Origin of the sequence: Streptomyces pseudovenezuelae (assembly GCF_001513955.1) — a bacterium.
Classification (GTDB): domain Bacteria; phylum Actinomycetota; class Actinomycetes; order Streptomycetales; family Streptomycetaceae; genus Streptomyces; species Streptomyces pseudovenezuelae.
On the sequence record NZ_KQ948148.1, the window covers coordinates 465,028 to 486,981 of the forward strand.

The 21,954-nt window shown below is 72.9% G+C and carries 26 protein-coding genes and 1 pseudogene; 15 read left to right on the forward strand and 12 right to left on the reverse strand.

All coding sequences use genetic code 11. From position 1 onward, the window contains the following. Positions 1 to 69 precede the first annotated feature (69 nt). Positions 70 to 1,275, reverse strand: coding sequence for a sensor histidine kinase (locus tag AQI94_RS22465; protein WP_031039501.1), 1,206 nt, complete (start codon positions 1,273 to 1,275; stop codon positions 70 to 72). A 184-nt stretch (positions 1,276 to 1,459) separates the two neighbouring features. Here AQI94_RS22465 and AQI94_RS45070 point away from each other — a divergent pair, with 184 nt between their 5' ends. Continuing rightward, positions 1,460 to 1,618 (forward strand): hypothetical protein, encoded by a 159-nt coding sequence (locus AQI94_RS45070; RefSeq protein WP_167364517.1) that lies wholly within the window; start codon positions 1,460 to 1,462, stop codon positions 1,616 to 1,618. A 7-nt stretch (positions 1,619 to 1,625) separates the two neighbouring features. Here the strand turns inward: AQI94_RS45070 and AQI94_RS22470 are convergent, their stop codons facing one another. Further along, positions 1,626 to 2,720, reverse strand: a complete 1,095-nt coding sequence (locus AQI94_RS22470) for a sugar ABC transporter substrate-binding protein (protein ID WP_031039504.1) — start codon at positions 2,718 to 2,720, stop codon at positions 1,626 to 1,628. Between the two features lie 50 nt (positions 2,721 to 2,770). Next, positions 2,771 to 3,481, reverse strand: coding sequence for a DUF4328 domain-containing protein (locus tag AQI94_RS22475; RefSeq protein ID WP_031039505.1), 711 nt, complete (start codon positions 3,479 to 3,481; stop codon positions 2,771 to 2,773). 189 nt (positions 3,482 to 3,670) lie between these two features. Here AQI94_RS22475 and AQI94_RS22480 point away from each other — a divergent pair, with 189 nt between their 5' ends. Together AQI94_RS22480 and AQI94_RS22485 are read left to right on the forward strand one after the other, a co-directional pair. Continuing rightward, positions 3,671 to 4,066 (forward strand): luciferase domain-containing protein, encoded by a 396-nt coding sequence (locus tag AQI94_RS22480; protein ID WP_031039506.1) that lies wholly within the window; start codon positions 3,671 to 3,673, stop codon positions 4,064 to 4,066. 20 nt (positions 4,067 to 4,086) lie between these two features. Then, on the forward strand, positions 4,087 to 4,458 hold the full coding sequence (locus AQI94_RS22485) for a DUF6479 family protein (protein ID WP_031039509.1): 372 nt from the start codon (positions 4,087 to 4,089) through the stop codon (positions 4,456 to 4,458). Positions 4,459 to 4,476: 18 nt separating this feature from the next. On the opposite strand, the gene AQI94_RS22490 is transcribed toward AQI94_RS22485, so the two are convergent. Beyond that, positions 4,477 to 4,938, reverse strand: coding sequence for a DUF7144 family membrane protein (locus AQI94_RS22490; RefSeq protein WP_031039512.1), 462 nt, complete (start codon positions 4,936 to 4,938; stop codon positions 4,477 to 4,479). A gap of 149 nt (positions 4,939 to 5,087) precedes the next feature. On the opposite strand from AQI94_RS22490, the gene AQI94_RS22495 reads away from it, so the two are divergent. Then, positions 5,088 to 5,546, forward strand: coding sequence for a hypothetical protein (locus tag AQI94_RS22495; protein ID WP_031039513.1), 459 nt, complete (start codon positions 5,088 to 5,090; stop codon positions 5,544 to 5,546). 16 nt (positions 5,547 to 5,562) lie between these two features. Here AQI94_RS22495 and AQI94_RS22500 read toward each other — a convergent pair whose 3' ends face one another. Further along, positions 5,563 to 6,243, reverse strand: coding sequence for a DUF6445 family protein (locus AQI94_RS22500; protein ID WP_199814294.1), 681 nt, complete (start codon positions 6,241 to 6,243; stop codon positions 5,563 to 5,565). 253 nt (positions 6,244 to 6,496) lie between these two features. On the opposite strand from AQI94_RS22500, the gene AQI94_RS22505 reads away from it, so the two are divergent. Continuing rightward, entirely contained in the window at positions 6,497 to 7,264 is a 768-nt protein-coding gene (locus AQI94_RS22505; RefSeq protein WP_199814295.1) for a DUF4142 domain-containing protein, read from the forward strand. Between the two features lie 2 nt (positions 7,265 to 7,266). On the opposite strand, the gene AQI94_RS22510 is transcribed toward AQI94_RS22505, so the two are convergent. Beyond that, entirely contained in the window at positions 7,267 to 8,940 is a 1,674-nt protein-coding gene (locus AQI94_RS22510; protein WP_031039521.1) for a glycoside hydrolase family 13 protein, read from the reverse strand. Between the two features lie 281 nt (positions 8,941 to 9,221). Between AQI94_RS22510 and AQI94_RS22515 the strand changes: the two genes are divergently transcribed. Then, positions 9,222 to 10,166, forward strand: a complete 945-nt coding sequence (locus AQI94_RS22515; protein WP_031039524.1) for an LPXTG cell wall anchor domain-containing protein — start codon at positions 9,222 to 9,224, stop codon at positions 10,164 to 10,166. A gap of 82 nt (positions 10,167 to 10,248) precedes the next feature. Here the strand turns inward: AQI94_RS22515 and AQI94_RS22520 are convergent, their stop codons facing one another. After that, a complete protein-coding gene (locus AQI94_RS22520) occupies positions 10,249 to 10,824 on the reverse strand; it encodes a dihydrofolate reductase family protein (protein ID WP_031039525.1) in 576 nt (191 codons plus the stop codon). A 135-nt stretch (positions 10,825 to 10,959) separates the two neighbouring features. Between AQI94_RS22520 and AQI94_RS22525 the strand changes: the two genes are divergently transcribed. From AQI94_RS22525 to AQI94_RS22565, 9 genes and pseudogenes are all read left to right on the forward strand, one after another. After that, on the forward strand, positions 10,960 to 11,178 hold the full coding sequence (locus AQI94_RS22525; RefSeq protein ID WP_031039531.1) for a hypothetical protein: 219 nt from the start codon (positions 10,960 to 10,962) through the stop codon (positions 11,176 to 11,178). Positions 11,179 to 11,222: 44 nt separating this feature from the next. Next, positions 11,223 to 11,447, forward strand: coding sequence for a hypothetical protein (locus AQI94_RS22530; RefSeq protein WP_031039534.1), 225 nt, complete (start codon positions 11,223 to 11,225; stop codon positions 11,445 to 11,447). Between the two features lie 87 nt (positions 11,448 to 11,534). Next, positions 11,535 to 12,053, forward strand: coding sequence for a DUF2231 domain-containing protein (locus AQI94_RS22535; protein WP_062229900.1), 519 nt, complete (start codon positions 11,535 to 11,537; stop codon positions 12,051 to 12,053). Between the two features lie 156 nt (positions 12,054 to 12,209). Further along, positions 12,210 to 13,523, forward strand: a complete 1,314-nt coding sequence (locus AQI94_RS22540) for an NAD(P)/FAD-dependent oxidoreductase (protein WP_051832616.1) — start codon at positions 12,210 to 12,212, stop codon at positions 13,521 to 13,523. Beyond that, positions 13,520 to 14,266, forward strand: a complete 747-nt coding sequence (locus AQI94_RS22545; RefSeq protein WP_031053573.1) for a DUF1365 domain-containing protein — start codon at positions 13,520 to 13,522, stop codon at positions 14,264 to 14,266. Before AQI94_RS22540 ends, AQI94_RS22545 begins: the two co-directional genes overlap by 4 nt. A gap of 530 nt (positions 14,267 to 14,796) precedes the next feature. Then, on the forward strand, positions 14,797 to 16,053 hold the full coding sequence (locus AQI94_RS22550) for an SAM-dependent methyltransferase (RefSeq protein WP_031053534.1): 1,257 nt from the start codon (positions 14,797 to 14,799) through the stop codon (positions 16,051 to 16,053). 92 nt (positions 16,054 to 16,145) lie between these two features. Beyond that, positions 16,146 to 16,298 (forward strand): annotated as a pseudogene (locus tag AQI94_RS44065) (SAM-dependent methyltransferase); the annotation flags it as partial. Then, the gene (locus AQI94_RS22560) at positions 16,295 to 17,113 is read left to right on the forward strand and encodes a DUF1295 domain-containing protein (protein WP_031053539.1); all 819 of its coding nucleotides are present in this window, start codon (positions 16,295 to 16,297) and stop codon (positions 17,111 to 17,113) included. The pseudogene AQI94_RS44065 and the gene AQI94_RS22560, both read left to right, overlap by 4 nt. A 47-nt stretch (positions 17,114 to 17,160) precedes the next feature. Beyond that, positions 17,161 to 17,871 carry an alpha/beta fold hydrolase gene (locus tag AQI94_RS22565; protein WP_062229927.1) on the forward strand — a complete coding sequence of 237 codons (711 nt, stop codon included), beginning with the start codon at positions 17,161 to 17,163 and terminating at the stop codon, positions 17,869 to 17,871. Here AQI94_RS22565 and AQI94_RS22570 read toward each other — a convergent pair. The 5 genes from AQI94_RS22570 to AQI94_RS22585 form a co-directional block, all read right to left on the reverse strand. Then, positions 17,841 to 18,755, reverse strand: coding sequence for a YihY/virulence factor BrkB family protein (locus AQI94_RS22570; RefSeq protein ID WP_031053007.1), 915 nt, complete (start codon positions 18,753 to 18,755; stop codon positions 17,841 to 17,843). The genes AQI94_RS22565 and AQI94_RS22570 overlap by 31 nt on opposite strands. 87 nt (positions 18,756 to 18,842) lie before the next feature. Further along, positions 18,843 to 19,028, reverse strand: a complete 186-nt coding sequence (locus tag AQI94_RS44645) for a hypothetical protein (protein ID WP_031053004.1) — start codon at positions 19,026 to 19,028, stop codon at positions 18,843 to 18,845. A gap of 55 nt (positions 19,029 to 19,083) precedes the next feature. Then, entirely contained in the window at positions 19,084 to 19,590 is a 507-nt protein-coding gene (locus AQI94_RS22575; RefSeq protein WP_031053002.1) for an Asp23/Gls24 family envelope stress response protein, read from the reverse strand. A 144-nt stretch (positions 19,591 to 19,734) separates the two neighbouring features. Then, complete coding sequence (locus tag AQI94_RS22580; protein ID WP_031053000.1) at positions 19,735 to 20,394, reverse strand: fasciclin domain-containing protein; 660 nt, start codon at positions 20,392 to 20,394, stop codon at positions 19,735 to 19,737. 64 nt (positions 20,395 to 20,458) lie between these two features. Next, the gene (locus AQI94_RS22585; protein ID WP_079062554.1) at positions 20,459 to 21,913 is read right to left on the reverse strand and encodes a molybdopterin-dependent oxidoreductase; all 1,455 of its coding nucleotides are present in this window, start codon (positions 21,911 to 21,913) and stop codon (positions 20,459 to 20,461) included. Between the last annotated feature and the right edge of the window lie 41 nt (positions 21,914 to 21,954).

A 21,954-nucleotide genomic window follows, 5' to 3' on the forward strand; every position in this document is an offset into this window, starting at 1 on the left:
GACGAAGGGTGCGGCCACAGCCGCACGGGCCGCGTGCCGTTCCGCCCCGCACCCCGGATCCGCCACCCGTCACACCCCGCACGGCAGATCCACCTCCACGACCGTCGGACCGCCCGGCGGGCTGGTCAGGGTGAGGGTGCCGTCGTGGGCGGCGACCCGGTGGCGGATGCCGGTGAGTCCGGAGCCGCCTCTCTCGTCGGCGCCGCCGAGGCCGTCGTCCGTGATCCGCAGCAGGAGCCGGGGGCCGCGGGCGCGGACAGTGACCGTGGCGCGCGACGCCCCGCTGTGCTTGGCGATGTTGGTGAGCGCCTCGGCGACGACGAAGTACGCGGTCGCCTCGACGGAGGCGGCACACCGCCGCGGCATCTCCACGTCGACCGTGCAGGGCACCGCGCTCTCCGCCGCGAGCCCGGTCAGCGCCCCCGCGAGCCCCCGGTCCGCGAGCACCGGCGGCAGGATGCTGCGGGAGACCGTCCGCAGCTCGGCCAGTGCCTGTTCGGCCGCGGACTGGGCCCGCTCCAGGATTTCGTCGGCGCCGGCCGGGTCGCGGGCGACCATCCGGCGGGCGGCCCCGAGCAGCACGGTCACCGTGACGATCCGGTTCTGGGTGCCGTCGTGCAACGAGCGCTCGATGCGCCGCAGTTCGGTGGCGTGGGCGTCCAGCGCTGCGGCCCGGGTCGCGGTCAGCTCGGCGACGCGCAGGGAGAGATCGGCGTCGGGGCCGGCCGACAGGAGGCGGCGCCCCGGGGTCGCCTGGAGCCGTGCCAGGCCGGGCGTGAGCCCCAGGATGATGGCGATCCAGCCCACGCCGAGCAGGCACACCGCGAGGGCGTCCGGCCAGGAGTGCGCGACACCGATCCCGATGGACGTGGCGGTCGCGTCCTTCGGGGCGAACCGCCAGTACAGCGGGAAGGCGGTGTCCCGCAGGGCGAGCACCGGCAGGACGAAGCCGAGCAGCCCCAGTGGCAGGCCCACGGCCAGATGTCGGACCAGCCACAGCAGTTCGCGCCGGGTGGTGGGGTCGCCTAGGGCGGCCCGCAGCCGCTGCGGGGGCGGCGCGGGCGCGATGACCTCGGGGCCCCAGCGGGCGAGCCGGACGCGTTCCATGCCGGCCAGGCCGTGCAGCACGCGCACCCCGCCGGGCGCCAGCACCAGCCACAGCAGCACGAACGGCGTGAGGATCGCCGTACCGAGTCCGGAGACCAGCTGGCCGAGCGCGGCGGCCGCGGTCGTGGCGGTCCCCACGGCAAGGCCCTTGACGTCGGCGGCGGCCATGCGAACCCTCCTCGGGCCGGAGGACAACGACCCTAGGCGCAGGACGGGTCCACCGACAGGCCGGGCGGCGGAAAGTACAGCCTGCTGTACCCCGGACCGGGCGGAGTGCTGGATCGCCGGACCCGGGCCGTGGCTCGTAGCGTCGTCCTCACCGAAGACACCCGACAGCCCCTGGGAGTAACCCGTGAACCGTCTGCTCTGGCCCCTGCTCGTCCTCAGCGTGCTCGGCAACGCGGTGGCGTCCTTCACCCCGGCCGACACCGCCGTCCACCTGGCCTTCGGCACGGTCACCGCGCTGACGGCCACCGTCCTCTTCGTACGGCGTGTGCGCATCGGCCCCTGAGGGGCGCCTACTTGAGGCCGATCGCAGCACAGTCCGCCGCGTACTCGGCGGTGCAGATCTGCTTCACCGTGTAGACGTCGTCCTTGATCACCGTCTGCTTGATGTTGTCCCTGGTCAGGGCGACCACCGGCACCAGCAGCGACGGGATGTCCTTCTGGGTGGGGCTGTCGACCTTGTCGCGGATGAGCGCGTCGAACTGGAGGTCGCGGCCCTGGATCTTGTAGACCGCGATCTGCGCCGCGTTGGTCGCCTCCAGCAGGAACGACTTGTACACGGTCATGTACTGCTCGCCCGACACGACCCGCTGCACCGCGGCGAGGCTCGCGTCCTGCCCGGTCACCGGCGGGATCTTGGTGGCCCCCGCCTCCTTGAGCTCGTCGATGACCGCGCCCGCCATGTCGTCGTTGGCCGAGTACACGGCGGCGATGTTGTTCAGCCCGAAGGAGGCGATCGCCGCCTTCATGTTGGCCTTGGCGACCGACGGCAGCCACTCCCGGGTGTCGTACTGCTTGGCGATGACGACCTTGCCGTTGAGTTCGTCCAGCGCGCCCTTCTTGAAGAGCGCGGTGTTGGGGTCGGCGAGCGAGCCGTTCATCATCACGATCTTGCTGGTCTCGGCCTTGTCGCCGAGCGCCTCGACGATGGCCCGGCCCTGCACCTCGCCGACGAGCTCGTTGTCGTGCGAGACATAGGCGTCGATCGGGCCCTGGGCGAGCCGGTCGTAGGCGATGACGGGAATGCCCGCGTCCTTCGCCTTCTGGACGTCCGGCCCGATCGCCTTGGCGTCGACCGCGTCCACCAGGATCACGTCCACCTTGTCGGCGACCATCTGCTGGAACTGCCGGCTCTGCCGCTTCGCGCTCGCCTCGGCGTTGGCGTAACTGACCTTGCCCTTGCCGTGGGTGAGGCTCGCCACCTCCTTCTTGAAGAGGGGGTAGTCGAACCGGTCGAAGCGGCTGGTGTCGCGGTCGGGCAGCAGCAGACCCAGCGTGATGTCATCGCCCTTCTTGGGGCTCACCGCGGTGTTGCTGTCGCCCACCCCGCAGGAGGTGAGCAGCAGGGCCGACGCGCAGACGGCCATGACAGAGGGGATGCGACGCATGGCGATCCTGGGGGTGGGGGGCTGTCACGTAGGCGCAACAGTAAGTGCCCTCAATCCCGATCAAACGCCCTGACCGTTTCCTTCAAGGGATCACCACTCGGCGTCCGCAAACGGGCGTCGATGTGCACAAGTTGCCCGTCCGTCAGGACACGCACCATGAGGATCGCGGCCACGGCGGCACCGACCACGGCGAGATCGGCGACCAGCAGCGTGGTCACACCGTGGTAGGCGCGGGCGATGACGTCGTCCGTGTCGCCGTCGTACATCAGCCCCACGCCGGTGACCATGCCGACCAGCCACAGCGCCCACCACACGTTCACGACGACGGGCAGCTTCCGGTCCGGAGCGGTCCTGTGGTGGATGTCGGCGACGATGCCGCGCGGGATCCAGAGGTTGGCGACCGGCACGAACCAGGACACGTAGACCCAGATGCCGGCATGGCGCGGGGGCAGGCCGGACAGGGCCCGCGCGTTGTCCCGCATCCGCCCCAGCCAGCCGATGAACAGGGCCGCGCACAGCAGGGTGAGGAGGCTTCCGGCGGTGCTGACCAGGTGGTACGAGTCCTCCAGGGAGTTCAGCGGCCGGTGCCGGCCCTCGCCCTGGTCCGGCGGCCCCGAGGCGGGCTCCCCGGCCATGGCCAGCCGGATGTGCCACACGGCCCGCACGGCCCAGGCGGCCCCGGCGAGCCCGAGCCCGGTGACGGCGAGCCGGGCGGAGCCACGCACGCTGCACAGATCGTCCCGGACGGCGTTCTCACTCACGGGGTCCCCCTTCGATGCATCGGTTCACCCCGTCATCGTCGCGAACCCGGCGATCGGTTCACGCGGACCCGGCGGCACGCGCAAGTCCGTGTGCCGACGGGTCACTTGTGGCACGGGTGACACCTCACACCCCGGTTACGTTTCGCTCAACCCCTGGTTGCCGGGCGATGAGCGGGCGACGATGGGCGCATGACTCTGGCCGAGCGTGCCCTGGAGCGCCTGGAGGCGTGGTCCGACCTCAGCACAGGCCTGCCCAGCTGCGGAGCGGGCCTGGCGCTGCGCTCCGCACACAGCGAGATCGTGCACTTCCACCCGGGGCGGGACGTGGATCTGCAGTTCACCGAAGCGGCCGTCCGCAGGTTCCACGACGACCTCCAGGAGTCGACCGCGGTACGGCTGCTGCCCGGCTCCCGCTGGGTGACCGTGCACCTCGACTGCGAGACCGATGTCGACCTGCTGATGAGCCTGGTCAGTATGGCGCTCAAGGCCCACCAGACGGGCCCTGGGCCGGTCGGCCCGGCCGCCTGCAACTTCCACCGGGTCACGGTGGTCCCCCGGGACATCTCTTACGCGCCGATTAGGTGACAATCGGCGATAATCGGACCATGAGTACGGCGACGTTTGTCCTGGCGGCCTCGTCGAGCGAAGTACTCAACGTGATTGCCGCCTTCGCCGGCGGGCTGTTCATCGCCGGCGCGCTGGTATGGGCCGTGCAGTTCGGCATGCGGGTCCAGGACCGGGAGCTTCCACGGCCGCTCAGCGATGAGCAGCCGCACCTCCCGGAGACCGGACCGATCCGCGAGATCCGGGAGATGCGGGAGCCGGACGAACTGCCGGCCCCCGCGGAGGGGCGGGAACGGCTCATGCCGTACCAGCTCCATCACTCGGGAAGCAGACGAGGAAAGGACCAGCAGCGCAAACGCTGGCTGCCCGGCTCCAGCGGCGGCTTCGGCAGCGGCGGCATCGGGCACGTGTGACCGGCCCCCGGGGGGGGGTCAGGCCCGCATGTCCGGCCGGTACACCGCGAGGGCCCAGATGACGAAGAAGTCGATGCCGATCATGATGACCGACCACACCGGGGCGTAGGGCAGGAAGAGGAACTGCGCCAGCATGCTCAGCGAGGCCAGGAAGATGCCCGTCATCCGGGCCCAGGCCGCGCCCCTGAGGATGAACGCTCCGGTGACGGCCGCGAGGGCCCCGAGGCAGAGCAGGATCACACCCCACCCGGTGTGGTTGATCTTGTAGACGTAGTCGCCGACACGGGCCCAGACGTCGTCGTCCGCGAGCAGGGAGATGCCCTGCAGGATCGCCAGGATGCCGTTCATCAGCATCAGCACACCGGCGAAGACGACCCCGCCGGCGGCCCACGCGGCCTCGGTCCGTGTGGGCCCCAGGCCCGGGTCGGGCGCCGGGGTCGGGCCGGCGGACGGCTGGGTGGCGGGTGGTTGCTGCGTCATGGCCGTGTCCCACCTTTCGTGGTCGATGTGCTTCGACCATCGGGCGCGGCGGGTCCGGCCACCACGGGAGTGGGCCGTACGGGTGACACGGGGCGTGCGGCGGCGGCGCGGGGGACCTTCACTGGAGGGACCTGCATCCGGGAGGCGAGATGACCCGCTGGACGACGGCCGCGCTGCTGACGGCCCTGGCCCTCACCGGCCTGACCGCCTGTTCCGACGACGACACCCCCTCGTCGGTGGCGAGCAAGGTCGCGTCGGCCGCCTCCCGCGCCGGGGACACGGTGGCGTCGGCGACGGCGGAGGCGGGCAGACGGTTCGACGACATCAAAAACGGCGTCGACGCCAAGGACGCCGTACGGCTCGGCAGACCCGTGACCGCCTCCGACGGCCGGACGACGGTCGAGGTCACCGCCGCCAACAGCGCGGCCGGGGCGAAGTCCTTCGCCGTCCAGGTCGACTTCACCGACGGGTCGGGCAAGCTGCTGGACGCGGTGGTCGTGACGGTGCCGGACGTCCCGGCGGGGAGCACCGGCAAGGGCACCGCCCGCAGCACCCACCGCCTGTCGGGGGACGTGCGGGCGAAGGTGTCCCGGGCGGTGCGCTACTGACCGTCCGGTCCCGCTGTCAGGCCATCCAGAAGAAGACGGCCGTCATGCGCTTCTCCTCCAGCGTGCTGCCGCAGTAACCGGTGGCGCTGTGCACGAGGTTGGCGTTGTAGAGGAGCAGCCGGTTGTACCTGTGCGGCACCCGTACGTCCTCCTCGAAGGCGTCGGGCGCGACGAACCGGGTGCCGAGGGCCTCGACGAGGTTGTTGTGCGGGGCCTGCACGACATTGCCGCCGAGCCGTCCGCCGGGCAGGGACTGCCGGTAGAAGCTGGTGCCGCAGTCCTTGGGGACGCCGGAGTTGAGATACAGCACGGCGGCGTACCGGCACAGCGCCCGGGAGTCGGTGTGCGGCCGGGGTTCGCTCTCGCCCTCGCCGACGACCTGTACGCAGTTGTGGTTGAGGGTGCCCCCGCCGGGCGCCTGCTGCACCCACAGCCTTGCGGCCCCGGTCGCCTTGCGCACCAGCCGCTCCACGCCCGCGAGTTCGGCGGGTCCGAGTCCGGGCATGGCCCGCAGCCCCGGCCAGGTCTCCGAGGTGTACGGATGCCCACGGACCCAGTCGTCCTTGGCCAGGCAGCGCTCCCGTACGGCGTCGACGTCCGGGAGCACGTCGTCGATCACCCAGTAGTCGCGGCCCTTGGTGGGCTTGCGGTACGGGAGGACGGGGAGGGGCCGCTGCGCCCGCTGTGGCATGGACATGTTGCGAATCTAGGTCCGGGCCCCGTCAGGTCTCTCCCGCGATTTTCCCCGGACTTCCCCGGGAACCGGTCAACGGACGGTCAACCGGCCCACCAGGACACTTCCCTGACGGGGCGTGGCGTGACCCGGATCATCCCGCGGCAGCGGTGCTGAACATCCGCGACCCGGCGTGCGTACTCCTGTGCGTCCGACCCGCCTCCCGGCGGGAAACCCCTACCGGGCAGGAGGCACGGTGCCACTCTCGCGCAACGCGATGGGAACGCTGTTCGTGGGCGGAGCCCTCACACTGACGCTGGGCGCGCTGGCGTACCCGTCCATGCTGGGTGTCAGTCAGGCCGCGACCGCTCAGGACAGAATCATCGCCCAGACGCAGTGGGGCCCGCTGACCGAGCAGGACCGCGACTTCGTCGTCAAGGTGCGGGCGGCCGGTCTGTGGGAGTACCCGCTGGGGCAGGTCGCCCAGCAGAAGGGGACGACCCCGGAGGTGAAGGAGGCCGGAAAGCATCTCATCGACGGGCACGCGGCCCTGGACGACGCCTGCCGCAAGATCGCCCCGATGCTCAACATCACCATCCCGAACGTGGCGAGCCCGCAGCAGGTCGGCTTCGTGAACACGATCGAGTCGAGCAGCGGCCAGCAGTTCGACACGAACTTCGCCAACATCCTGCGGGTGACGCACGGTTCGATCTTCAACGCGATCTCGAAGATCCGCTCCACCACGAAGAACTCGCTCGTGCGGTCGCTGGCCGACATGGCCAACGACACGGTGCTCGACCACATGACGGTCATGGAGAAGACCGGCTTCGTCAACTTCGACCAGGCCCTCTTCATGCAGACCACTCCGCCGAAGCTGCCCGCCACCGACCTGACTCCGCCCGCACCGCAGCCCGGCGCGCCGATGGTCGTGCTCACCCCGCCGCCGAACCCGACGTCGACGCCGCTCGCGATCCCGGGCGAGAACGCGAACGGCGCCACCCCGGCCACGGGCGCGACCCCGGCCCCGACGCCGACCGTCGGCTAGCCCTAGCCCAGCCAGGCCGTCGTATCCGGTCCCAGCAGCCCGTCCTGCAACGGGCTGCTGGACAGCAGCACCTCCCCGGCGGGGAGCGGGACCGCGGTCCCCGACAGGTTGGCGACACACCGCCAGCCCTCGTGGCGGGCGAAGTCCAGCACCCCGGCCGGTCCGGCGTCCGCCCAGGTCAGCTCCTCCCCCTGGAGGAGCTTGCGGCGCAGGCGCAGGGCGGTGCGGTACAGCTCCAGCGTGGAGCCCTCGACCCCGTCCTGGGCCTCGACGGCGTACTCGGCGAACCACTGCGGCTGCGGCAGCCAGGAACCGCCCGCGCCGAAGCCGTACGACGGACCGCTCCTCGTCCACGGCAGCGGCACCCGGCAGCCGTCGCGTCCCTTGCGCACCCGGCCGGTCTGCTCCCAGATCGGGTCCTGGAGCACCTCGAAAGGCAGCTCGGCGACCTCGGGCAGCCCCAGTTCCTCTCCCTGGTAGACGTACGACGAACCCGGCAGCGCGAGCATGAGCAGCGTGGCCGCGCGAGCGCGCCCGAGGCCCTGGGCGAGGTCGATCCCGGGCGCCCTGCCGCCGGACAGCAGCCAGGCGTTCTCGTCGGTGCCCGGCGGGAGCACGAGGCGGGAGGCGTGCCGTACGACGTCGTGGTTGGAGAGCACCCAGGTGGCCGAGGCGTGGGCCGCGCGGGCGGTGTCGAGGGAGTCGGTGATGGCCTGGCGCAGCGCACCGGCGTCCCACGGCGTCTGGAGGTACTCGAAGTTGAAGGCCTGGCCGAGTTCGTCCGCGCGGGCGTACAGCGCGCGGCGCGGGCCCGGGACCCAGGCCTCGGCGACGGCTGTGCGGGGCGGGGTGTAGGAGTCGAGGATCGTGCGCCAGTCGCGGTAGATCTCGTGGACCTCGTCGCGGTCCCAGTAGGGGTGGCCGCCCGGCGGCAGGTGGTCCAGGGCCTCCTCCGCGACGCCGGGCAGGTCGCCGAGGTCGCGCAGCGGCTCGGTCAGGTCCTTGGCCAGCGCGTGCGCCACGTCCACCCGGAAGCCGTCGACCCCGCGGTCGGACCAGAAGCGCAGGGTGGTGCGGAAGTCCTCGCGGACCTCCTCGTGGGACCAGTCGAGGTCGGGCTGCTCGGGGGCGAACAGATGCAGGTACCACTGCCCGTCGGCGACCCGCCGCCAGGCGCTGCCGCCGAAGACGGACTGCCAGTCGGTGGGCGGCAGTTCGCCGTGCGCGCCGCGCCCGTCACGGAAGACGTAGCGCTCGCGGGCCGCGGACCCGGGTCCGGCCGCGAGGGCCTCCTGGAACCAGGCGTGCCGGTGGGAGGTGTGGTTCGGGACGAGATCGACGATCACCTTCAGGCCGAGCCGGTGGGCCTCGGCGACCATGGCGTCGAAGTCGTCGAGGGTGCCCAGGCGCGGGTCGACGTCCCGGTAGTCGGCGACGTCGTAGCCGCCGTCGGCGAGTTCGGAGGGATAGAAGGGGCTCAGCCACAGGGCGTCGGCGCCGAGGGCGGCCAGGTGCGTCAGGCGTTCGGTGACGCCCCTGAGGTCCCCGAGGCCGTCACCGTCGGCGTCGGCGAAGCTGCGGGGGTAGACCTGGTAGACGACGGCCTGCCGCCACCAGTTCGGGTCGCTGCTGGAGAGGTCGGGCGAGGGGTCGGGCGTGGTGGTGCGCGAGATCACGCGGGCTCCTCCGCAATGCGGGTGCGATGAGTGCGGTCCATGAGAGCGACAAAGGGGATATCTGTCCACACGGCAGGAGAAGTGAACACGGTCTTTGCGGACTGATTCGTTCCCAGTGTGTCGAAATTGTGATGGCCGGCGAACCGCCCTTGTATCACCGCAGGTTGACAGCATTCCGCAAGGAGATCCACGATGTGTGAACACCGTGGCGCATGTGACCAATGGGCCCAGTGTTTCTGATGCTTGCTGTACCCACTCACTCTCATCCTGACGGGATACGTATGTCCATAGCGAGACGTGTCACCATGCGGCGCCTGTTGGGGACGGGCGCCGCGACGCTCGCCTTCTCCGCCGCCCTCGCCTCCGTCGCCTCCGCCTCCGACTGCCCCGGCGGCAAGGGCTGGGGGGACGGCGGTCACTACAAGCCGGGCACGGGCGCCGGCTCGAAGACCGAGACCGACCGCTGCGAGTTCTCCCTCGACGGCAAGAACTTCTACGCCTCGGTCAAGGTCGACGACCAGAACCTGAAGCCGGGCGACGACGGCAAGGTCCACGTCAAGGTCCGCGCCGCGGGCGACGCCACCACGTGCACCGCCTCCCTCGCGTCCTACCTCGCGCACGGCCCGACGTTCGCCACCTCCGGCGAGCAGGTCTTCCACGACTTCGACACCGTGACCGTCAAGGCCGGCGCCATCGACACCCTCGACGTCGCGATCCCCGACGCGGGCTGCTACGGACAGGTCGACCTCTACCGGGGCAACACGAAGTTCGACGGCAAGCTCGACGCCAACGACGGTTTCACGCACGGCGACCTCCCCAAGGGCCCGGACCACCCGGTCATCAAGGACAAGCTGATCGCGGCCTGGAACGGCGGCACCAAGGACTGCACGACCACGCAGACCACGCCTCCGGCGACCCCGCCGGCCTCGGAGACCACTCCGCCGGCCTCGGAGTCGACCCCGCCGGCCTCCGAGTCCACGCCGCCGGCGTCCGAGAGCACGCCCCCGGCCTCCGAGACCCCGGGCACCGACAGCCCGACCCCGTCCGCCTCGGAGTCCACCTCGACTCCGGGTGCCCCCACCCCGAACGGCGGCGGCGGTGACAACCTCGCCGAGACCGGCGCCAGCAGCAACACCCCGCTGATCGCGGGCGGTGCGGCGGTGCTGCTCGCGGGTGGCGCGGGCATCGTGCTCGCCACGCGTCGCCGTAAGGCCTCGCGCGCCTGACGTCTGTGACGCCTCCCGACGACGGGGCCGTCCCACCCTTCGGGGTGCGGGCGGCCCTTTCCGTTGTTCCCTGTACCGCCGGTCAGTGGAGGGTGGGCCGGTAGACGAGCTCCTGGATGTCGCCGTCGAGCGTCCGGCTCTCCAGCAGCTCCAGGTCGAAGTCCTCCGCGCCCCGGAAGACCGGGTCCAGCCCGGTCCGCCCGGTGATGACGGGGAAGACCGTCACCTGCACGCGGTCGACCAGACCGGCGGCCATCAGGGCCCGGTTCATCGCCAGGCTGCCGTGCGAGCGCAACGGCGTCCGCGACTCCTCCTTGAGCCGGGCGACGACGTCGAGGGCGTCCCCGCTCACCACACTCGCGTCCGGCCAGCCGAGAGAGTCCTCCAGCGTCGTCGACACCACCGTGGTCGGCAGATTCCTCATCCGGGTGACCCAGGGGTCCCGTACGTCGTCCCCCGCACTGCTCTCGGCCAGCATCCGCGCGAAGGCCCGGAAGGTGGTGGCCCCGAAGACCATCCGCTGCTCCACGCCGTACAGGGCGAGCCGGTGGTCGAGCAGCTCGGGCCCCTGCTTGCCCCAGTAGCCGGTCCAGTCCCCGCCGGCGGCGCCGTAGCCGTCGAGGGAGGAGAAGACGTCGAAGGTGTAGGTGGCGGTCATGTCGTTCTCCGGCCTGGTGAAGGGATGTCCGTCGTCCCGGTAGACCCGTCCGGCCGCCGGAAGTCATCGCCGTACCGCAACGCGTCGCCGCGCCCGCCATGGCCCAATAAATCGAACACATGATTGAATCCGGGCATGCGATCGTTCCCCGACGACCTGGCCCGGGCACAGCGCGAGTGGAGTGCCACCTACCAGCAGCTTGCCGAGCGCCCCGGCCGCACGGAGCTGCGCCGACGCCTGTACCGGCTGTCGACCCAGGTGTTCTTCCATCCCCACTGGCAGCAGGAGCGCCCGCACCCCGCCGAGTGGCGGGAACTGCGGAGCGGGGACGCCGGCGAACGGTTCGGCCGATGACGGACCGAAGTGCGGGACCGTACACCCCGGACGATCCTGAAGACATGTCCGGACCGATCCGCGTGATCGTGCACCCCCCGTCCCCCACCGGCGGGCGCCGCGTCCGCGTGGACGGCGAGATCCTCGGCCTGGCCCACAACCTGACCGACGTCGCGGAGTTCCTGCGCCGGGCGGGACTGGAGATCGACGCGGCGGAGGTGGCGCGATCGCCCTGGATCGACTGGCGGGGAGCCGGACCCGAGGACTGGGGCCCGGAGACGGACGGCTGACGTTCAGAGAGAGCTGAGAGGTTGCTGTGCCAGTCTGGCGCGCCCGAGCCGCGTACCGTCGTGGCCGATCCCGCTGGAGGACCCCTCATGGGCCTGGTCAACGGCCTTCCCGCGCACGTCCTGTTGGTGCACTTCGTCGTCGTGCTCGTTCCTCTGACCGCGCTGGCTCTGACGGTCGGCGCGATATGGCCGAACGCGGCGCGGCGCATGGGAGTCGCGCTGCCGTTGCTCGCCCTCGTCACGCTGGCGAGCGTGCCGCTCGCCACAGGCGCCGGGGAGTGGCTGGAGGAACACGTCGGCGACAACGCGCTGGTGCGCCGCCACGCGGAACTGGGCGACGGCCTGCTGCCCTGGGCGCTGGGCCTGTTCGCGCTCTCGGCCCTCGTCTGGTGGGCGGCCCGCCGTACGGCCCCGGCCGGACCGGCCGCCCCGGGCGGTACCCGCTGGTCCGCCCTGCCGGTGCGGGCCGCGGCCGTGGTGCTGTCCCTCGTGGTGGCCGCGGGGGCCGTCGTGGACGTCTACCGCATCGGCGACTCGGGCGCCAAGGCCGCGTGGCACGACGGCTTCTCCAGGACGGCGACCGGCCAGGACGCCGACGACCGCTGAAGCCCCGCCGCGCGCGGCACCCGGTGACGCGCGCACCCTCCTGACGCCGGCCCGCGCCCCGCTCGCCCCCGCCCATCCCCGACCCCGGCCAATCCACCGCCCGACCTGCTCCGGATTACGCGGAGATCGCAGGTCGCCAAGGCGGGAGGAGAGGCGATGGAGCACACGCCGGAGCAGTCACGGCGCGGCCCGGGGCCCGGGGCACGGCACGGGCGGCGGACGGCCGTGGTGGGCTCGGGAGTGGCGGGCCTGACCGCCGCGTACATCCTGGGCCGCACCCGTCACGTCACCCTGTACGAGGCGGACGGCCGGCTCGGCGGGCACGCGCACACCCACGAGTTGACCTCGCCGCACGACGGACGGGTGCACCGGGTCGACTCCGGCTTCATCGTGCACAACCGGCGCACCTATCCGCATCTGCTGCGGCTCTTCGACGAACTCGGCGTCCCCACGAAGGAGTCGGAGATGAGCATGTCCGTGCGGTGCGAGGGGTGCGGACTGGAGTACGCCGGGGCGCGCGGTCCGGCCGGACTGTTCGCCCGGCCCCGCGCGCTGCTGCGCGGCCGCTATCTGCGGCTGCTGGCCGAGGTGCCCGCCTTCCACCGGGCGGCCCGCGGGCTGCTGGCCGAGGGCGGTCCGGACGCCCTCACGCTCGGGGAGTTCCTGGACCGGGAGGGCTTCTCCGGCTACTTCCGGGCCCACTTCATGACACCGGTCGTGTCGGCCGTGTGGTCCTGCGACGCCGCCACCGCCCAGCGCTATCCGGCCGCCTACCTGTTCCGCTTCCTGGACCACCACGGGTTGCTGTCGGTGACCGGTTCCCCGGTGTGGCGCACGGTCACCGGCGGTTCGCGCGCGTACGTGGACCGGATCGCCAAGCACATCGGCGAGATCCGCACCGGCGTCCCGGTGCGCGCCGTGCGCCGCCACGCCGACGGCGCCGAGGTGACGACCGACGACGGCACGAGCGAGCCGTACGACGCGGTGGTCATCGCCGTCCACCCCGACCAGGCGCTGCGGCTCCTGGCGGACGCGACCGAGCGGGAGCGGGAGGTGCTGGGCGCGTTCCGCTACTCCCGCAACACCACCCTCCTGCACACCGACACCCGGCTGCTGCCGCGGGCGGCCGGTGCCCGCGCCGCCTGGAACTACCTGATGCCCGGGTGCGAGGCCGGTGCCGACCGGGTGCGGGTCAGCTACGACATGAACCGTCTGCAACGCCTGGACGCCACCGAGAACTTCGTCGTCACCCTGGGCGGTGAGGACCGGGTCGACCCGGACCGGGTGCTGGCCCGCATGGTCTACGAACACCCCGTGTACACACCCGAGTCGGTGGCCGCACAGCGGCACCTGCACGAACTCGCCGGGCCGGTCTGCGTGTTCGCGGGCGCCTACCACGGCTGGGGGTTCCACGAGGACGGCTGCCGTTCCGGCGTCGAGGCCGCGGCGGCGCTGGGAGCGCGTTGGTGAGCGCGCTGTCGAGCACCGTGCCCGCGCTCTACTCCTGCCGGATCGCCCACGTACGGACCACCCCCCGGCGTTACGCCCTGCGGCACCGCACGTACCTGTGGCTCATCGACCCGGACCGCCCGCCCCGGCTGCCGTTCCCGCTGCGGGCGCTCGCCCGGTTCGACCCGCGCGACCACTTCACCGGGGACCGGCCCACGATCCGGGCCGGGCTGGACGCCTTCCTCGCCGAGCGGGGCATCCACCTGGGCGGCGGCAAGGTCGTGATGCTCACCCACGCGCGCGTGCTCGGACACGTCTTCAACCCGCTCACCCTGTACTGGTGTCACGGCCCCGGCGGGGAACCGCGCTGCGTGGTCGCGGAGGTGCACAACACCTACGGGGGTCGGCACTGCTACCTGCTGCACCCGGACGAGGCGGGCGGTGAGGTCCGTACCGACAAGGAGTTCTACGTCTCGCCGTTCCTCCCCGTCGACGGCCGGTACCGGATGCGGCTGCCGCTGCCGGGGCCACGGCTCGACCTGACCGTGCACCTGGACCGCGAGGGCGCGCGGACCCTCACCGCCACGGTCCGCGGCACCCGCCGCGCGGCGACCGTCCTGGCGCTGCTGCGGCTGGCGCTGCGCCACCCCTGGTCCACCCTCGCCGTGTCGGCCGCGATCCGCGTCCACGGCGTCCGCCTGTACCTGCGGGGACTGCCCGTCCAGCCCCGCCCCGACCACCGCACCACGGAGAACGTCCGATGAGCACAGCAGGACCCGGCACCGCCACCGAAGAGCCCGCGTCGCCGGGCGGCCACCCCGGCCCCGGCAGCACCGGTGACGGGACCCCCACGATCCCCTCCGGCCGCACCACCCCCGACAGGCCCCACACCCCGGACGGCCTCCCACCCACGGGCCCGGCCCCCCGCCCCCACCTCGGCCTCCCCCCTCACGAGACCCCAACGCGCCCGTCCCCCCGCACCCCCACCGACAGGACCAGCACCGCAGACGGCCTCCCGCCCACCGACCAGATCATCCCGACCGCCTCCCGCGGCCCCGCCGACAGGACCAGCACCGCAGACGGCCTCCCGCCCACCAGTCCAGCCTTCTCGACCACCCCCCGCCGCCCCGCACCCGACCACGCGAGAAACGAGACCGCCGCGGTCTCGTCCCCCCGCACCACCCCCGACAGGACCAGCACCGCAGACGGCCTCCCGCCCACGGGCCGGACCATCCCGACCGCCTCCCGCGGCCCCGCGTCCGACCACGCGAGGGACGAGACCAGGACGTCCCTCGTGGACACGGGTCCGTCCGCCGGGACGGCGCCCGCCGATCCCGGCCGCTGGCCCGATGTCGCCGTCGTGCCCTCCGCCTCGCGGGCCCGGGTGGCCGTGACCGCGGCGCTCGTGCGCCGGGCGCTGAGCAGGCTGCCGCTGCGGGTCCGGTTCGACGGGGGCGGCACGGTCGGGCTGGGCGGGCCGCTGCTGGAGGTGCGTGATCCGGCCGCCTTCCACGCGCGGATCGGCACCGGCGGCCTGGTCGGGTTCGGCGAGTCCTACATGGCCGGCGAGTGGGACGCCCCCGACCTGGTCGCCGCGCTCACCGTGCTCGCCGCCCACACGGCCGAACTGATCCCGGCCCCGCTGCAACGGCTGCGCGGCCTGTGGGCACCACGGCACCCCAAGGACGAGCGCAACACACCGGACGGCTCGCGCACCAACATCAGCCGTCACTACGACCTGTCCAACGACCTGTTCGCGCTCTTCCTCGACGACACCCTCACCTACTCCAGCGCGGTCTTCCGGGGCTTCCCGGCGCACTGGGACCGGCTCGCCGCGGCCCAGCACCGCAAGATCGACCGGCTGCTCGACCTGGCGGACATCGGCGCGGGCACCCGGGTGCTGGAGATCGGCACCGGCTGGGGCGAGCTCGCCCTGCGGGCCGCCGCCCGCGGGGCCCGCGTCACCTCGCTCACCCTCTCCCGGGAGCAGCGGGACCTGGCCCTGGAGCGGGTACGCGCCGCCGGCCACGCCGACCGCGTCTCGATCGAGCTGTGCGACTACCGCGAGGCCCGCGGACAGTACGACGCCGTCGTCAGCGTGGAGATGGTCGAGGCGGTCGGCGCGGAGTTCTGGCCGGTGTACTTCCGCACCCTGGACGAGCGGCTGGCCCCGGGCGGCCGGGCGGCACTCCAGGCCATCACGATGCCGCACGAGCGGATGCGCGCCACCCGGTCCACCTTCACCTGGATTCACAAGTACGTCTTCCCCGGCGGGTTCATCCCCTCCACCCGGGCCGTCGAGGACACCGTCCGCGACCACACCGGGCTGCGCCTGGCGCGCCGCGACGCCTTCGGCGCCCACTACGCCGAGACGCTGCGGCTGTGGCGGGAACGGTTCGCCGAGCACGCCCCCCAGGTCGGCGCGCTCGGCTTCGACGAGACCTTCCGCCGGCTGTGGACCTTCTACCTCGCCTACTCCGAGGCCGGCTTCCGGGCCGGCTACCTCGACGTGCACCAGTACCTGTTCACCAAGGAGAACCCGGCCTCATGAGCACCGCGCCCACCGCACCCACCACCGACCGGCCCGGTGCCGCCCACCGGCTCGCCACCCTGGCCGCGGACGTCCTGGGCGGCCCCCTTCCGGTGCGGCGGCTGTACCTCGTCGGCGGGGCGCTGGCGTTCGAGGAGGGCCGGATGGGCGTCGACCAGATCCTGGGCGTGCGGCCCGGCACGGACGGCGACAGCGGCATGACGGCGGGCGCGTCCGGCTGGTACGAGGGGCTGGACCGGCTGTGAGCGGCTTCCCGTGGAGCGCGTTCGCGCTCAACCTCCTCTGGGCCGCGGGCACGGCGCTCGCCGTCATGCTGGTCACCTTCGCCGTCGCGGTGCGCAGGGGCCTGCACCGGATCGTGGACATCGCCTGGGGCGTCGGCTTCACGGCGGTGGCCGCGGTGACCCTCGGCGCGTCCGCCGGGGAGGGCGATGTCGTACGGCGGCTGCTCGTCACCTCGCTGACGGCGGTCTGGGGGCTGCGCCTGGCGGTGCACATCGCCCGGCGGGGCCGCGGTCACGGCGAGGACCCGCGCTACGAGGCGATGCTCGCCAAGGCCCCCGGCAGCCGGAACCTGTACGCCCTGCGGATGGTGTACCTGCTGCAGGGCGCCCTGGTCTGGCTGGTGTCCCTGCCCGTGCAGGCGGCCGCCTATGTGCCGGGCCGGCCCTCGCTCCTCGCCTGGGCCGGTGCCGCGCTGTGGGCGCTCGGCCTCGCCTTCGAGGCGGTCGGGGACGCCCAGCTGGCCCGGTTCAAGGCCGATCCCGCGCACCGGGGACAGATCATGGACCGCGGGCTGTGGGCGTGGACCCGGCACCCCAACTACTTCGGTGACTTCTGCGTCTGGTGGGGCCTGTACCTGCAGGCCTGCGACCTCCCGGCGGCGGCCGCGGTGTCCGTCGTCTCCCCGCTGGTGATGAGCCTGCTGCTGATCAGGGGCAGCGGAAAGCGGCTGCTCGAACGGCATATGGCCGGCCGGCCCGGCTACGCCGAGTACCAGGCCCGCACGAGCGGTTTTCTCCCGCGTCCGCCGAGGAAGAAGGGGGTGGGCCCGTCGTGACGGACCGGCCCGGAGGACTCGGCGACGGGGGCGGGAGGCGCGACGGCATGCGACAGGACGCGAGCGGACACCCCGTGCCGGACGCGCGCGCGTTGCTGCCCCGCCGCAGCCCGCCGGCCCCGGGCGCCGCCGTCGTGGTGCTGCACGGCGGGCAGGCGACGAGTGAGCGGCGGACCCGGTCCTGGCAGGCCGCCGCCCTGCGGATGGACCCCTTCGTGCGCGCGGTGACGGCCGGACTGCCCCGCCAGGACGTCCTGGTCGCCCAGGTCCGCTACCGCCTGCGCGGCTGGAACGGCCACCGGGACGATCCGGTGCGGGACGCCCGGCAGGCGCTGGACGAACTCGCCGAACTGGCCGGTCCCGTCCCCACGGTGCTGCTCGGCCACTCCATGGGCGGCCGGGCCGCGCTGCGCGCCGCCGGTCATCCGCAGGTGCGCGCGGTGGTCGCGCTGGCCCCGTGGTGGCCGCCCGGCGAGCCCGTGGAGCAGCTGGCGGGCCGGCACGTCCTCGCCCTGCACGGCGACCGGGACCGCGTCACCTCGCCCGCCGAGACCGCCGACTGCGTGCGCAGGGCGCGGCGGACGGCGGCACGGGCGGGCATGGCGGTGATCGGCGGGGGCGACCACGCGATGCTGCGCAGGCCCGGCCTCTGGCACCGCACGGCCGCGGCCGTGGTCGCCCATCTGCTCGACCCGGAGGGCACGCCCGACCCGCTGCCCGGGGACTGTTACGGCGCCGGGGACTTCCCCGTGCTCTGACCGCGCGCCCCCGCGAGCTCCGCGGCGAACTGCGCTCCCGTGAGCAGGGCCAGGTTCGACAGCCACAGCCAGATCAGGAACACGACGACGCCGGCGAGTGAGCCGTAGAGCCGGCTGTAGGCGCCGAGCGTCGAGGCGTACGCCGAGAAGCAGGCCGAGACCGTCAGCCACAGGGCCGCGGCGAGCGCCCCGCCGGGCAGGCTGTGGCCGCGTCGGCGTGCCGGTGCCGGTCCGGTGCGGAAGACCACGACCACCAGCAGCGCCACCAGGCACAGCAGCACGGGCCAGCGCAGCAGGCTCCACGCCCAGGCGGCGGTGCCGTCCACGCCCACGGTGCGGCCCGCGGCCTGCGCGAGCGGGCCGCTCAGCAGCAGGGTGAGCGAGCCGACCAGGAGCAGGCCGAGCAGCCCGAGCGCGGTGAGCGCGATGCGGGGCGCGGTGCGCCAGGGCGAGCGCCGGTCCTCGACGCGGTGCATGCGGTGCAGGGAGCGGCGGAACACGGCGAGATAGCTGGACGCCGACCACAGGGCACTGGCCGCACCGGCCGCCATCAGGGGCCAGGCCGTACGGCCGTTGCCCAGCGCGCGGGTCAGGACGGCGTGCAGATCGGGGCCGGACTCGGCGGGGGCGTACGCGGTGACCTGCCGGACGAACTCCTCCGCCGTGCCCGGGCTGATCATGCCGAACGCCATGACGGTGGCGAGCATCGCGGGCAGCACCGCGAGGATCGCGTAGTACGTGAGCGCCGCCGCGTCGTCCGAGAGGTCGTCGTTCCACAGCGACACCGGGGTGCGGCGCAGCGCGGGCCACCAGGCGGCGGGCAGCCGGAACCACCGGAGTCGGCGGGGCCGGCGGGCGGCGCCGGAGCAGGGTTCAGCGGACATGCGGCATACGACTGTCCGGGAGGGTGTCCGGTTCCGGCCGGGCCGCCCGTTCCGAGGCCGTGGTGGTGCCCCGCCGGGCTGCGGCCGTCACCGGCGGCTCCGCTCGAAGGCGTCCCGTACGTCCCGGACGCCGCCGCCGCGCTCGACCCACCGGCCCAGTGCCCAGCCCAGGCAGCCGAGGGCGGCGACCAGCACGAAGGCGCCGAAGCCGCCGAAAAACCCCGCGAACGCCAGAGCCATGCCCGCGACCATCCCCATGAACGGTGTGCTCATTCCCCTCCGCCTCTCACCCGGGTCCACTCCTGTCTGCTTCCGCGAGGGGCCGGGATCACTCCACCCGGGTCCCGTCCTGCTGCGAGCTGTCCTCCTCGTCCTCCGGCAGCCGGACGTCGTTGACCGTGACGTTCACTTCGACGACCTCCAGGCCGGTGATGCGCTCCACCGCGGAGACGACGTTCTCCCGGACGTCCTGGGCCACGTCCATGACGGGTGCCCCGTACTCGACGACGAGGTCGAGGTCGATGGCGGTCTGCCGCTCGCCGACCTCGACCTTGACGCCCCGTCCGACGTTGGACCGGCCGCCGGGCACCCGGTCGCGCACGGCGCCGATACTGCGGGACAGGCCGCCGCCCATGTCGTACACGCCCGGGATCTCCCGGGCGGCGATGCCGGCCACCTTCACGACGACGATGTCGGCGATGGAGGTGCGGCCGCGGTTCGCGGCCGGCTGGTCGGCCCCGGTCCTGCCGTCGGACACGGACGTGGTGGCCCGGGGCGCCTCGCCGGTGCGGGGGGTGGACACGTCCTTGGCTACGGGTGCGGTCTGTGTGCTCATGTCGTGCTTCCCTTCAGCGGGGTCGCTCGGTTGCTCTCCACTGCCTTGGACCCGCCCGGGCCGGTTCTGTGACGCGGTGGTCCGCGAACGGCCCGAGGGCGCCACCGAAGTGGCGCCCTCGGGTCCCGCGTGGTCGACGTGCCGTCAGCCGGCGGGCATCAGCACGCTGTCGATGATGTACACGTTGGCGTTGGCGGTCTTGACGTTGCCGCAGACCACGTTGGCCGAGTCGTCGACCGTGTAGGACTCACCCGAACCGGAGGTCATCACCTTCGACTTCTCCAGGGTGTCGAAGGAGCCGTTCTCCAGGTCCTTCGGGGTGAGCTTCTGGCCGACGACGTGGTAGGTGAGGATCTTCGTGAGCTGGGCCTTGTCGTTGAGGACCTTGTCCAGCGTGGCCTTCGGGATCTTCGCGAAGGCGTCGTTGGTCGGCGCGAACACGGTGATGTCCTGGGCGTTGTTGAGGGTGTCGACCAGTCCGGCCTTCTTCACCGCGGCCACCAGTGTGGACAGGGCCGGGTTGTTGGACGCGGCCGTGGCGACCGGGTCCTGGGCCATGCCGTCGAAGGAGCCGGCGCCGCTGGTGGGCACCGAGGAACAGGCGGAACCGAACGGCTTGTCCATGGCGGTGTCGCTGCCGGCGCCCGCCATGCTGTCGTCCGACGCGGGGGCGGACGCCGAGGCCTTCGACGAGGAGTCCGACTTGGCGGAGTCGTCGCCGCTGTCGGAGCAGGCGCTCAGGGCCAGCGGCAGGACGGCCGCGGCGGCGAGGGTGACGGCGGTACGGCGGATACGGGTGTTCATGGTGAGTCTCCTGTCGAGGGTTCAGCCTGTGTGGTGACAACTTGCGGAAGGTGGTTCGGGAAGGTCACTCGACGGTGACCACGACGGAGTGCCATCCACTGGCGCCGTCGGGGATCGTGCGAGCGCGCCGGTCGGTCTGGACCGCGCCGGTGCGGTCGGTGGCGCGCACGGTGAGGGTGTGGCCGCCCTTGGTCGCCCGCCACGGGAAGGACCACTGGCGCCAGGTGTCGCGCGAGTCCTCGGCCGCCAGCCGGGCCTGCTGCCAGGGGCCGTCGTCGACGCGGATCTCGACCTTGTCGATGCCGCGGTGCTGGGCCCAGGCGACCCCGGCGACCATGACGGTCCCGCTCTTCGGGCGGGCGAACGGCTTGGGCGTGTCGATCCGCGACTGCGTCTTGATCGGCGCCTCGCGAGCCCAGCCGCGCTTGACCCAGTAGGGGTCGTAGGAGTCGAAGGTGGTGAGCTCGATGTCCTTGATCCACTTGCAGGCGGAGACGAAGCCGTAGAGGCCGGGCACCACCATGCGGACCGGGAAGCCGTGGGCGAAGGGCAGCGGGCGGCCGTTCATCCCGAGGGCGAGGAGCGCGTCCCGGCCGTCCATGAGCTCCTCGACCGGGCTGCCGATCGTCATGCCGTCCACCGAGCGGGCGACCAGCTGGTCGGCCGGGCCGCCCTCGGACGGCGGCCGCACCCCGCACTCGGCCAGCAGGTCGGCCAGCCGTACGCCGATCCAGCGGGCGTTGCCGACGTAGGGGCCGCCGACCTCGTTGGAGACACAGGTCAGGGTGATGTCCCGCTCGACCGTCTCGCGCCGCAGGAGATCGTCGTAGGAGAGGACGACCGGTCGGGCGACTCCCCTGCCGTGCAGGCGCAGCCGCCAGGAGGTCGCGTCCACCTTGGGCACCACCAGCGCGGTGTCCACGCGGTAGAAGTCGCGGGCCGGGGTGACGAACGGGCTGACCCCGGCGATCCGCAGTCCGGCGCCCCGGGGTACGGGGGGAGCCGGGGACGCGGGCCGGGGAAGCACCGCCGCCTCGCGGGAGGCGACCGCGTCCCGGCCGTCGGCCCCGCGCAACGCCCGGCCGAGCAGCCCCGCCCCGGCCGACACCGCGGCGGTGGCCCCGGCAGCGAGCACGAACCCACGACGGTCCCAGCCCCGCACACCGGCGAACGGCAGGTCACGCTCGGAACCCGGGTCGGCGGCCGGGACGGTCTCGGGCACGGACGCGGGCAGACCGGATTCCGCCGAGCCGACAGCCCCCGTCCCCACCTGCGCGGAACCCTCCGCATCCGCCACGGTGCCGTCCCCGTCAGCCGCGCCACGACCCACGCGCAGACCGGATCCCGCCGAGCCGACGGCACCCGTCCCCGCCTCCGCATCCGTGACGTCCCCCGGACCGCCCCCGGCCGCCGCGCCACGCCCCACGCGCGGACCGGATCCCGCTGAGCCGGCCGGGCCCGCCCCGACATCCCCGCAGCCCGCCTGCGGGATGCGCCCGGAACCCCCCGCATCCGCCACCGTGGCGTCCCCCGGACCGCCGGCGGCAACCGCGCCACGGT